Below are 13,666 nucleotides of genomic sequence, written 5' to 3' on the forward strand. Positions count from 1 at the left end.
AACCCTTATGTTCTTACTTTACAGTTGTATTCCAATGATTGATAAAGGCACTCAGTACTTTTAACCATCCTATCAATGGAAAAATGCCGACGCACCCGTTTATGTCCGGTCTCTCCCATCTTTTTGGCCAAGACTGGATCTTTGATTAATTTTTCCATTGTATCGGCCAAAGCCGTCGCATTATCAGGCGGCACCAAATATCCTGTCTCACCATTTACGACTTGCTCTCCATTGCCACCCACATCTGTTGCAATAACAGGAATCCTTTTCTCCATACATTCACAGATAGCAACAGAAAGCCCTTCGGTTATAGAAGAAAGAACCGATATATCCGCTACATCCAAAATTCTTGGCACATCTTTTCGCAAACCCGTAAATGTTAATTTATGTTTATCAATCAAATCCTGCCCTTGTCTTATAAGAGACTCTTTCAAGGGCCCCTCCCCGATGATAAAAGCATTAAAATCTATATCCTTAAGATCAAGCATTCTCAATGCCTCAATAAAAATATGATTGGCTTTTTGGGGAACTAACCGTCCAATATTGACAATTACAGGATCGGCGTTGCGCATATTCAATTCGTCACGTATTGCTTGGATATGCGTTTTGTTTGTTATTTTTTCGCTTGGCGGAACACAGTTGTAAATCACTTCCATTTTTGAAATGGGAATCCCAACAATATTTGCGTAAAACTTTTTAACCTCCTTACTAACAACGATAACTTTATCGGTCACGCGCGATAAAATCCTATCGAACATTTTTTGATACCATTTTTTCCAGAAATCTACATTTTGCTCTGTCGCAATAGTAACAGGGGTATTTGTCAATTTAGCGGCAATGCGGCCCCAGAAGTTTCCACCCCACATATGCGTATGAACAATATGAATATCGTTGCCTCTAATAATTTTCATAATTCTTCCAATGATCGAGAAATCTATACCTCTTTTTTTATTCAGTGCAAATATTTTGACGACTGAATCTCTTACCGAATCAGCAAATTCGCCTTCGTCATTCAGGCAACATAAGAATAATCTGTACTTATCTTTATTCGTGCCGCGAATCAAATGGATAAGAGCTTGTTCCCCACCACCCAAGCCGAGACTCCAAATTACATGTAAAATATTAATTTTGGTATTCGCCTTATGCCTTTTATTATTCGTCTCGCGTTTTAATTCTTTTCGTTTCTGCACTTGCTTATGCATCCATTCAAAAGCTCCGGCTATTTTTTTCCTAAAATCAAACAAATTGTCAAAACCGCTTATTTCTATCCGCTGCATTTCCAAAGCTGGAGTTTCTTCAGTATTTATGCCCGGTTTTATAGTAAAAGCGACACCGCACCCTATTTCCTTTAAAATCTCTAATGTATCTTGATTGTAATCACCATAAGGATAACAGAATATCTTCTGGTCAATTTCAGAATTAAGATGCTGACGCAATATGGCAATGCCTTTAAGAATTTCTTCTTTTTGTTGGCTCTTGGTTAGCTGTGACAAATGAAGGTGTGTAGCTGTGTGATTGCCAAACGTAATTTCACCTTCAGCCATTTTTTTTACTTCTTGCCAATTTAACATATCAGGGTCTGGCATTTGAACAAAGCGCTGGGCTTTATAATTAGTCCCAATTCTATCCGTTGCTAAAAAGATACAAGCTGATAAATTTAATTCCTTAAGAATAGGGTGAGCATTCAAATAATTATCACGATAGCCGTCGTCAAAAGTTATAACAACTACGGGTTTTTGCTGGTTATAAATTAGCTTTATTCTATTTTCCGGGTTAATCAGTTCTGTTACGCTGACAACCTTACAGTGTTTTTTTAAATACTTTGCCTGTGCATGAAAAATAGCTACGGGCGTATTGAGCTCGCTGGGGGGTAAATCATCGTTAACCCGATGATATGTCAAGACAATAATACCTTCCCGCTTTTTAAAGAAACTCAATAGATAAAAAAATGTGCTCAGTAGTGATCTGGCAATATATTTCATAAACTACCCATAAACAAATTTCTTAACTGTGCCGCGTTATTTATTACATCGAATTTTTCTTTTACGATTCTCTGCGCTGAAACTAACAACTTTTCTCTGAGTTTATTGTCATGATATAACTTTTCGATGGCATCGGCAATCATTGCAGAATTCTTTTCAGGAATAATCAAGCCAGTTTCTCCGTCCTTAATTAATTCCGGAAGAGACGGTAACATCGTACAAATAACCGACGCACCGGCCGCAATGGCCTCCATAAGCACATTAGGTATGCCCCAGTGAATTTCGGGAACCATAGACAGTACAAAAACATCAGCTTGTCGATAAATCGGTATAAGCCGTTCCTGAGTTACATAGCCCGTTATCTCAACATTATCTTTGAGGTTTAGTGAATCGACTTGAGCCTTTAGCTCTTCTTCTAACTTACCACCACCGGCAATCGTACATTTGAATGAGAAACCTCTCTCTTTTAATATCTTGCATGCGTCAATAAGATACTTAAATCCTTTACATTCAAGTAATGAGCCTACTGATAATATTCTAAAAATTCCGCCATCTTCTTTAATTTTTTTTCGGGGGACCAATCTACTAATATCAATACCATGATAATTAATGATGATTTTCTTAGGTTCAAAATGACGTTTATTTCGGTTTTGCACCACATCAAGTAGGCGCCTTTTATTATCAGCTGTACATGTTGTTATAAACCTGGCATAATGCATTTTTTCAGCCAGCATAGTTGTATCGAGATAGATATCATGGGCATGCCCTGTAAAACTAAATAGGATTCGATTTACCTTAGAGATAACAAAGGCAATTGTTGCCGGATATGTAGCCCATTGACCATGAACATGTGTAATTTTTTGCTTCTTAGTTAACCAAGCAAAACCAATTGTTTTAGGCCAAGCAATCATCGTCTTTAAGAAAAAGTTTGGGCTCGCAATATTGCCAAAGAAGACTACTGTAAAAGCAGTAATATATCGAATCGGATAGCGAATGAAATAAAACAGGTTAATGGCGATTACCTTTAAGGATATAAAAGGAAGGTAATGCGTTATGTCTATTAAACCTTTTGCTTCTTCATGAATGATTTCGTCTTTCGGCGTTTTGATTGAATAAATGATAAAATTCAATCCGCTTTTTTTTAATTGTGCGAGTTCACGCAAAATAAATGTCTCGCTATACCGAGGGAATGAGGAAACGATAAACGCGACCTTGGGTTTTAACAACTGTTGATAAAGATCTTCTGTATTCTGTGCTAATTTCTGGGAGCTAAAGTGTTTTCTAACGCGATTGTATCCTGCTTGCCCCATACGTGTTCTTAATTCTTTATTGTTCAATAATTGAATTAACTTTTCAGCCATAAATTGAGGATTGGACTCTGGAACAAAAAAACCTGTTTTGTTATTGATAATCAATTCCTGACATCCGTCGACATTAGTAGCCACAACAGGCTTGGAGCAAGCCATATACTCTAAAATCACATTAGGGCAACCCTCATAATGCGTCGAAAGTACGCCAACGTCTATCATATTACTTAAATCAGGCATATCCTTGCGCACACCTGTGAAAATTATGTTAGGAATTCCTTGTTTCTTTACGTATTGTTCAAGCTCTGCCTTCTTTTTACCGTCTCCTATAGCGAGGAAATAAACATTCTTCATGAGCCCAGATACTCCTACAGCCGCGGCAAAAAATGTTTCATAATCCTTTTGCAGACTAAAACGGGCTACCATGCCCACGATAAGCGCATCTTCAGGGATACCCAAATCTTTGCGCAATTCCTGTGGATGACTCAAGTGTTCAAAACGCTTTGTATCCATTCCATTGTAGATTGTTACAATTTTTTTCGAATCGAGCTTTCTTTCACGTATCAAGAATGTTCTAAGCGATTCGGCATTTACCGTAATGACATCCGTAAACCACGATAAAATTCTATCCGCAAATATATGGTGAGGCTTCATCCATAAATTCCGGTCCCGAATAGAACAAATAATATTTTTTATACCAGCAATCTTTGCGGCTAAACGACCATAACAATCCGCCGTAAATAAATATGTGTGGACAATTTGAGGTTTCTCCTTCTTAAACAGACGAATCATATCAATTAACGTCCGCGCATTAAAGAACCCCTTGTGTCGAAAACTGATAATCTCATAACCTAAATCACTAATTTTATGGCCTAATAAATTGTAAGTCTCGTCTAAATTGACAATTTTAATATCGTACACATTGCGATTAGCAAACTTGAGATACTCAAGAATCTGTTGTTGTGCCCCTCCTATCCCCAGATGGTCAATAACGATGATAAGCTTAGTCTTCACAATTTACTCCCATGAACGATAGGCCCCGCCTTCTTTTAATCCGCAAATGCCACTCATTGATTTACCTTATCCTTCTTAATAAACTCAAAAGCCCCGATATCCGGGAATCCGTCACTCCGAAGATTATTATCATAATCATTGGTGATGCTGTTAATAATAACACCGGCATCAATTGCCTTAGAATTCACTGTAAGCTTAAGACCACCGTCCGTAAAAGTATCATCGTTGGCAAATCCCGGCTCAGCAAACTTACTCCCCTTCTCTTGCTCTGGATAATCCACCTTTTTTAACCATGTTTTAAAATCAATATCATTCGCCCTAAACCATTTAGAGCCAAGATGAAAGGGCTTTTTCTTACTGGAATGATACCAAAGGTTATGATCAAAAGACAAACCAAGAAAAGGCTCGCGTCTCCCTAATGGATCGGTCTTTATGTGTAGCAGATAAGTACTTGAATGCTTGGCAGAGACAATATTATTAAAAATGGAAACATTTTCATTGTTTCCACCATTATATGGAATCTTAATTCCTATAAAGTCTTCACCATTACCTTTTGCGTTCGGAAGGACAATGGTATTGTGGGCAATGAGAATATTTTTCATAGCGGAACCCCTAACGGCACCATAATGCGTTATTCCTCTGCGACAATTGACAATAATATTATTAGTAATCCTTATATTAGAGGTAACAGCTGGAGATTTTTCGTCGGCTGTCATGATACCCTCCGCTCTAAGACGCCGAAAACATTTTCCATCACGCGAGTTCTTGTCACCGTTGTTATATAAATCTCGCATATTAGGTTCATGACAGAAAATAAGATTCCCCTCGACAAGCACATCTTTCCTCTTATTTATGTAGATATTGACGCTCCAATTATCAGAAACTATGTTATCTTTAATAATAGCGCCGTCCCCAGGCGCACCTATACCTTCACCGCCGTTTTGACTGATGATATTACCGATAATTTTTACATCTTTAGCATAAAAACCATCAATACCTTTACCCCAGCCACTGTCTTTCCATCTTCCTCTTGGCCAATTACGCATGAAGTTATAATAAATGCGATTCTTAATAATTTCTGTGCCGTGGGAGACCTTTTTCCCATAATTAAACATGCTAATACCACTGTTACCGTTAAAGAGAATATTGCATCGTTCGATTCGGTTATGGTCGCCCAATATCTCAATGCCTTTGCCTCCGGCATACTTTATCGTTAAACCATAGAGCGTAACATACTGAGCCCCGCTTAAGAATATGGCATGCTGTTTTTTACTATCCTCAATAACCCCAACTTCAGAATCATTGGGGTTGGTTCCGTTTGGCGCGTAAACATAGAGAACTTTTTCTTTCCAGCTGTAATACCATGTTTCTTCCTTTACATCCCTTAAGGAAAATTCTGGGAAAAGTGGCGTTTCATTAATAACAACAGCAACCGGTTTATCCAAACATTCGGTTTTATAGATATTTCGTTTATACGGTAACCATTTGCCGATATTCATCGATGCATCAATAACGACTTCCCCGTCTCCAAAAGGGCCAATCATTATTCGGTTCTCAGGGCTTCCCTTCTGGTAAATAGTAATTCGATTTATTTTATATCGACCGGATTTTATAAGAATTATGTCGCCCCCTTTTAATTCTTTAAGGGCTCTCTCGATGGTTTTGAACGCATGATCTAGAGAATTACCGATGTTTCCATCATTTCCATTTTTCCCATCAACATAATAGTCTCTGCCGATTGGAGTATGCGAAAAATCGTTATAAACACTAAGTGCTTTTGTGCCGCTGGAATTCCACCAACGACTATCGGTTTGCGCATATGCTGATGGAACAATAAAGAAAATAAATGCTATTACGCCGAGCAGGGCGACATTATGCCTTTTATTGTTTTTTCTATTCGACACTACCTGTTTCCCTTGGGCAACAAATCCTTTGCTAGCAGCTAATAACCCCAATATTATCCAAAAACTACCTACGACATTATCTCGGAAAAAATTAGAGTAAAATATGTTAACAACCATTAATGCCGTTAAACAGCCGATAAAACCTGCACCTAAATAATTAAATTCAGATTTTATTAGTGTTTTTGCTTCAAAGAATATGCACCATAACAACCACAAAAAGGCCAAAAGCCCCAAACTGCCCATCTCCGCCATAATTTGAATAAAGCCATTGTGCGGATCAAAATTGCGCTCATAAGAAATCCGATAGTCCAACTGATTAAAGCCTATTCCCATTATAGGATGTGCATAAAACAAATCCAATGCCACTTGCCATTTGAAAATGCGGCCTTGTGAACCTACATCAAGACTGGAAATATCAAGACTCTCTTCGGATTGCTGCTCATCGACCGTAACCGTGTCATCAATGCGATTAATGAGTGATTGAGGCATCCAATAGCGCCATTTTATTATTCCCAAGGAACCGACGATACACAGCATAACAATCAAAATTTTTGAGCGCTTCAAAAGAAATTTAAATGAAGAAAAAAACGTAATCGCGCTTCCGAGAATAATCGCGAGTAACGAACCTCTGGAATAAGTAGACAACACGCCAGCAAAAATAGCAATAAATCCAATTCCACTAATCAACTTTAATATTTTCTGCTTAGCAAAAAGAAAATAAGAAAATAAAAAAGGGCCGAACATAGCTAAAAATGCTCCTGCGATATCCGAAGCCCTCCATGATTCACCGAAGGGACCAAATCCTCTTTTGTGGTCGGCAAAACTGGGCCCTTCCAATATTCCGGTGCGAAATGTATAAAAACCAATAATAGCAAGACTAATTAAAAAAACATTAAAAAGTAATCGCGATTCTTTTTTTGTCTTTACGCAGTAAGTAAAAACAAAATACCCGATTGGCAAAGTAATAAGCCTTTTAAAGTTCGTGGCTAGTACTATTACCGGCGTTCCCACGGATTGTATGGTTTGAAACACTGCATAAAAAAAAGACACTGTCCAAATAAACAAAAAAAAGAATAATGGAAGTTCAAATTTTGGACGTATCCTCAGGTGTTTTCTTCCGGAGATGAGCATTCCTAAAAAAATTACATTAAATATATCCACAATCGCTCCCACAGGAAGCTGCGGAATCTTAAGTCGAAACGGGAGATAAAACATATAAAGAATGAATATAAAAGTTTTCATCGGTTTAGCTTCTCGACAATGCCCTTCGATATATCTCTTCTATTTTCCGAGCCTCATCCGTTACATTAAAAACTTCTTCGGCCCTTTTACGTCCCCTCACGCCCATTGTTTTAGCCACATCGGGGTTTTTTAGAAGATACATCATTTTTTCTACCATAGCTTCAATGTCTCCGGGAGGCACGATAAATCCGGTATCGCTATCAACAACAACCTCAGATGGCCCCGGGATATTCGTCACAATGACTGGTTTTTGTAATGCCATAGCTTCAATAATTACATTTGGCATGCCTTCGGGAAACGTTGTTGACGCCAAAACCATAATATCCAAACCGGATATAATATCTTTTATATCGTTTCGCCAGCCCGTGAAAATCACGTTTTCTGTTAGCCCGTTTTTTTCAGTCAATTTTTTTACTTCAGAAAAATATTGTTTATCTCCACCTTTCGAATCACCAACGACGACAAACTTCACATCCGGCATATTCTCTATAACGCACTTTGCCGCCAAGATAAATTCTTTTTGGCCTTTTCCTTCAACAATTCTTCCTACCATACCCACGAGCCGAGAAGAATTTAGTTCAAATTCATTCTTGAACTTTTCCGGATGAACATCATTGAATTCTCCTAAATCAATTCCATCATACACAATATTAATTTTGTTTTGTGGAATATCATTCTGATAAGTCTTAAGCGCTGCTTTATTTAAAATAAGAAATTGATTGATGAATCTGACAAAAAAACTTTCGCGCCTAATAAGCTTTCGCGTTTGCCTAACATGACAAAAAACCTTTCTGTTTGACAATCTCCCTGCGATAATCATAGGAATGCCAGAAATAATATTGGTATTTATGTGGATTAATTTTATGTTTTCCCTCCAAATAAAAAATAACAGTTTAAACGAAAGCGGTATCACGCGAAAAATAAATAAGAATAAAAAAAGTAATTTTCCGGCATTATCAATATCTTCTGCATTTTTAAACGGTATTTCTATAACCCGAAACCCAGCTGATTCTATCCGCTTGAATTGAGGCCCTCTGTTATGAATAACAACAATTGGGAAGAATGTATCTATATCCAAGTTTTTTAAAATATGGTACAAATTACTTCCTGAACCTCCAAAACCAGAGCTTGCTTCATAGAATAGAACGTTTAATTTTGCCACAATTGTCTCCAATTTCGTAAATAAATATATAAATCCATGATTTCATTATTAAACTTTAAACATTAATAGCCGCAGAGATAAAATTGCTTCTTTTTCGTTGAATATCTTTATAATAACTAACACGATCAAATATTTTCTTCTGAATTATTTCTGTATTGTCGTATAGCTCATTTATATTATCTATTATTAAATCTAGCGATAAATTATCCGTCCGCATGTTAAATTTCTCAAGCCCCATAGACATCATAAAATCAAGACATTTAGGTCTGTATTCAAGCATAATCGAAGGAGTATATGAACACATAGCTAAGATAACAGAATGCATTTTTTCTCCTACAAACAAATCGCATGTCTCGAAAAATTGCATAATTTTACGCATTGATTTATATTCATTGAATACCGATACACCCCTACCAATTTTTCTTGCTGCTGTTTTAATAAACAATAAATCTTTTTCGCAAACTGGCATGAATTTGATATTCCATTTTTTACTGAGCATAATATTAGCGAATTTAACAATAAACTCTAGAATATCGTCGTCTCTTCCCCATTGTCCAGAATCAGATACGCCAATATTGATGCCAATAACTTTCCTCCTTTTTTTCGCAATAATACCCGGCTTTGCTAACGATAATGAAATGTCGCCAATGACTTCTGCTTTATCAAATCCTCGCTCGCATAATAATTGTTGTGATATCGGGCCTCTTACTCCTACAAATATTGATTTATTTAAAATTTCTAACCATTCATTTAGTGAATCTTGCCAATTTTTGACTCTATTCCAAAAAATCGGATTCCTAACACCTGTCCCAAAAACGAAAGTTTTACCATATCTTTCTTGGGCTATTCTGTATTTTTCATGATATCCTTTAGCATTAATCAGTGTACCGCCGCCTTGACATACAGCTTGAAACATTTCCCTTTTTTTAATTTTTTCGAATAATTCAATTTTGTGGGTAAATTTAAACGGCAATACGTCAAACTGACAAAAAAGTCTTTTAAATGCTTCGAACATTATCTCATCACCGAGATTACCAAAGCCTACCCATCCAATATACCCTATTCGCCTTTTAAATGGCAATAGATACCGCCAATTCCTTCCTGCTGAGTTAATAATTGATAAAAAAGATGCCATGTTATCCAATATAAATCATTTAATTGATATTGAAATTTAACTTAACGCTGTGAGCAACTTTAAGAAAAAATGAATATAATTTAGCAAGTTTCCCACCAAGACATTGCTCATCAAACCTACGTATATTCCCTTTAGCCCCGGCATCATCAAGAATAGCCCGGGCAAGATCGTAGCGTTTTTGCGCTTCAAGCAGGTCTACAAGCGCTAGGTAATTAATCTTAAAATCAATTTGATTTTGGTGCCTGAAAGCTCTTTTGAGTTCCTGAGGAGATAGATCATGAATAGGAAAAGCCTCTGCATATTTTAATTTGCCTATTGCTAACAGCATAGCCATTGTTTTAATACATTTAATACATCTACCGCAATTTAAGAATTTATCATGATTGATAGTGCAAACTCTTAAATTCTGTAAAGCAATATCCCAATCAGCAATTATTTTAATCTTTTCAATCCTAGCAGATAATTTATCATGAATTATTTTTAAATCTAAGCTGCTATAATTGCGATCTAATGAAGGGTGGGATCCCCATGGTTGCAAATTTCTCGGAGAATCTGTAGAAGCAATATACATCATACTTATTCTTGAAGTAAAACAATGTGCAACTGAGGAAAGAGCGGCGCCATGAAACCATTTAATCCAAAAGTCGACATCACTATACAAATGTCTAACATTAGTAAAAACTGGTATCAGATTAACCTGCGCTTCTTTAGCAACTTCTGCGGCGCTCTTCATTGCTCTATCAAAGATGTCAAACTTTTTTTCTGAATTCTCATCATGGTAGATATCGAACCCATGAACGAGAAAGCAATCTTTAATAGAAGAGGGGTGATTTAGGGGGTAAGTAAGGCGGTTATTGCGTAAAGAAAAAATTGAATCCACTCCTCCTGAAAAAAATAGTCCAGCCCGATTTCTCCGATTCGTAGACGTTGAACTTGCCTTTATATTTGCATCAATTTGAATGGGCCTATATTGAGAACCATACCATTTTCTGAAGGTCTGTATATTGGTCACTATGCCCTTATGCAGAATCGAACAAACTTCTCCCTCTATTTTTATCCTTTTTTCTCCCAAATACATAGCTGGTAAACAACAACCAACCAAAAAAGCATTGGGGTTGACTACCAAATCATCTCTAAATTCATCACTTGTTTCAAAATAAATATCAAGGCTTGCCTTGTCTACATCTTCCCAGACAACGGTGGCAACTGCTCGACTTAAACCATCTCTTGTTTCTTCTCTTATATTTTTGATTTCCACTTTTCGTACCTCAGCTAACTAAAGTTTGATTGGTTTTCTCCCAAAAAGCTTTAGTGTTAACAAGCCTCGAATCATATTCTTAAACCATTTAAATTTATGCCATTTCATTAAAAATTGTTCAAAAACTATGATTCTTGCATATTTTTCGTATCCTAGTTTTGTCAATATATGTATACTACGATTATTGCTGGGATCTATAGCTCCTACCAGGTATCTATATCCTTGTCTACGACAAAAATCAGTAATGTACGATTTAAGAAAAAAGCCTAATCCATTCCCCCTATATTCAGGTACTACGTAGAATTGAAATAAGTAGGCTTGATCTTCTTTAAAAATAATCTCCAAATCAAAACCTCCCCGCAAGGGAATCTTCTTAAGAACTAAGCAAATAGCTCCGATAATACGAGCATCCCGAATAGCTAGGAAATAACGAGATTCCAAATTTAAAACATCTTCCAAATCACTTCTTTTAACTAAAATATCTTTACGCAATTCAAGATATTCATCAAAATATGTCCTATCGTTTTTAGACAGAGTTTTAATCTGGATTTTTTCCTGCCATAAACGTAGTTTTTTTTCATCAGCCTCTTTAGAAGACAGAGACTTATCCCAAAGATTCAAAATGTAAATATCAATTGCTTTTTGCTGTCGAGTTGATAAAGCTTTTATTGAACGTAGAATACTAAAAATATCTTTTCGCCATACATTCTTTAATTTTTCTTTAACCCCTTCCTCTTGAACTTGAATCATTCTGTAAATCTCCCAATAAAGATTGCTACTTGGATATATTATGAATTAAAAGTTTTTGCAGCAAAAATTACAGTAACCAACGACCTAAGAACACTGCCGGAAAAGATATGATCATCACCACTCGGTAATTCCTTTTTCATTAACCTCTCAACGCTCTTAATATCCAATATTCCCTCTACGCAGGGTGCTATAGTTAAAGCCTCTGACATCAGTTTTTGAAAAGATTTGTTGCGCAGAGAAAATGTATCAACATAAAACTGCGAAGTTACAACCGGCAAATAACCGGATAATCGCATAATGGGGAATCGCACTTTTTCATTATAGTTTTTCCACAGTTTGTATTTAACCTCGGCTTTTAATCCCCTCACTAAACCCTCAGCATATTTTGCATTTTGCTCTAAAGGAATCGCTGCAAGCTGCGGACTTTTTTTGATCAAAAGAAGATCAGTAATAAGACGACTAAACAATAAAGCCGGAGGAAGCGAAAAGACGAAATCCATTAAATCATTGTCTATGGGAGGCATCCTAAGACAATCGGCCGTAGCCAGTGCTCTAACTGATCCCCCTACTTTGAAACGGCCGTTCGTCCGTAACCACAAACCCCACATTTGATGGTAAGGATAATTCGCGATGCGTTGAATAAGGGCGACGAGTTCGTTTTTATAATCATTTACATAATCGTCAACATCTCCCAAAAAACACTGTCGTAGTTCCTCAAGAGAGAGAAGCGACGATCCCGGAAAATTTAAGTAGTAAGCTGCCTTTTCTTGCTCGCTATTGAAGGATTTCATCTTATTGGGAAGATGCCCGCCACCGATGATTTGATCCGCTAGGTAACTTGACGTTACATAATCACAACCCTGAGAGAGTTTATTTATAGTTTCAAAAGTGTCAAGAGGAAATATGCGACGAGAAAAACTATCCAAACCTAAATATGCCCAAGCAGAATTGATATTGAAATCCCGGCAAATGGGCGAACGTTGCCAGGTGAAGCCCTGTACACGACTTACCTCTCGCGCCAGGAAGACTTCACTGTGATGCGGTTCGCCAAAAGTGACACATTCCGGCGAAATTCTAGCTTTTTTCAAGATATAACTATAGAGTCGGGAATCTTTCCCTCCAGACTGAAGATAACGTACCTTATCTCCGGGCTTAAATAGGCGTTTAACCGCATGGGTATATCTATATTCAAGCTCATCAAGCAATAGTAGCTGGCTAGTCCCCCAATTTTTTTCTGAGAAAGGCAAAGCTTTCTCTTCAATCAGTTTCAGTTCGCCCTTATTTATCCGGTAGCTTGAATTCGGCAACAAACGAACAACATTCTCCAAAATTGTGCGTTCCTCGAATGCTATCCCCATATACAACAAATCAAACAGGCCTCTCTTACTCAATTTTGGGGAATAACCGGGAATGAGCTTCAAAGTCATAATAGACGACGTTAAAACAAAACTATCATGGCCTACAACTACAAAAAATACCTGGTAAATTCCCAGCCGATCCAAGGCTACTTCTGCGAATTGTTCTTTAGGGCTCAAAACAAAAAAGTTATACATGCCGTTTAAGCCGATACACGCTGATATACCCGATTTCTTGTAAAGCATATAAAGCGATTGGGCATTGGCTTTTTGGTAAGTATCTTTCGAATTCTCCATAGATACCTTTTCACCCACATACCCGTTTAAGATGGCGATTTGATTTGAATCTCGGTCGACAAAAATATCAAGCGTATCATTCTTGTTTTGCGTATAGACAACATGGGCATTATCGAATTGGTATTTTGAAGTCGTAAGCCATGAAAAGAACTTCAATTTCGCAGCTATGCTTTTGAGAGCACTCTCACTTAAGGGTTTATTATTATGGAAATGAATGAAAAAATGACTCATATGCCAGCCTTCTTATTATTTATTAAGTT

The 13,666-nt window shown here is 37.0% G+C and carries 8 protein-coding genes; all 8 read right to left on the reverse strand.

Going from position 1 to position 13,666, the window contains the following annotated elements:
• Positions 1–5: 5 nt before the first annotated feature.
• The 8 genes from KJ593_05090 to KJ593_05125 are packed head-to-tail and all read right to left on the reverse strand — an operon-like array spanning position 6 to position 13,637.
• The gene (locus KJ593_05090; GenBank protein ID MBU2541258.1) at positions 6–1,982 is read right to left on the reverse strand and encodes a glycosyltransferase; all 1,977 of its coding nucleotides are present in this window, start codon (positions 1,980–1,982) and stop codon (positions 6–8) included.
• Positions 1,979–4,303, reverse strand: a complete 2,325-nt coding sequence (locus KJ593_05095; protein ID MBU2541259.1) for a glycosyltransferase — start codon at positions 4,301–4,303, stop codon at positions 1,979–1,981. Before KJ593_05095 ends, KJ593_05090 begins: the two co-directional genes overlap by 4 nt.
• Before the next feature lie 53 nt (positions 4,304–4,356).
• Positions 4,357–7,449: a right-handed parallel beta-helix repeat-containing protein gene (locus KJ593_05100; protein MBU2541260.1), complete on the reverse strand. Its 3,093-nt coding sequence runs from the start codon at positions 7,447–7,449 to the stop codon at positions 4,357–4,359.
• Positions 7,450–7,453: 4 nt separating this feature from the next.
• The gene (locus KJ593_05105) at positions 7,454–8,611 is read right to left on the reverse strand and encodes a glycosyltransferase family 4 protein (protein ID MBU2541261.1); all 1,158 of its coding nucleotides are present in this window, start codon (positions 8,609–8,611) and stop codon (positions 7,454–7,456) included.
• A 55-nt stretch (positions 8,612–8,666) separates the two neighbouring features.
• The gene (locus KJ593_05110) at positions 8,667–9,746 is read right to left on the reverse strand and encodes a polysaccharide pyruvyl transferase family protein (protein ID MBU2541262.1); all 1,080 of its coding nucleotides are present in this window, start codon (positions 9,744–9,746) and stop codon (positions 8,667–8,669) included.
• A gap of 19 nt (positions 9,747–9,765) precedes the next feature.
• A complete protein-coding gene (locus KJ593_05115; GenBank protein ID MBU2541263.1) occupies positions 9,766–11,004 on the reverse strand; it encodes a hypothetical protein in 1,239 nt (412 codons plus the stop codon).
• Positions 11,005–11,022: 18 nt separating this feature from the next.
• Positions 11,023–11,754 (reverse strand): GNAT family N-acetyltransferase, encoded by a 732-nt coding sequence (locus KJ593_05120; protein ID MBU2541264.1) that lies wholly within the window; start codon positions 11,752–11,754, stop codon positions 11,023–11,025.
• 38 nt (positions 11,755–11,792) lie between these two features.
• Positions 11,793–13,637, reverse strand: coding sequence for a hypothetical protein (locus KJ593_05125; protein MBU2541265.1), 1,845 nt, complete (start codon positions 13,635–13,637; stop codon positions 11,793–11,795).
• Between the last annotated feature and the right edge of the window lie 29 nt (positions 13,638–13,666).

The organism is Candidatus Omnitrophota bacterium (genome assembly GCA_018830005.1).
GTDB lineage: Bacteria > Omnitrophota > Gorgyraeia > JAHJTE01 > JAHJTE01 > JAHJTE01.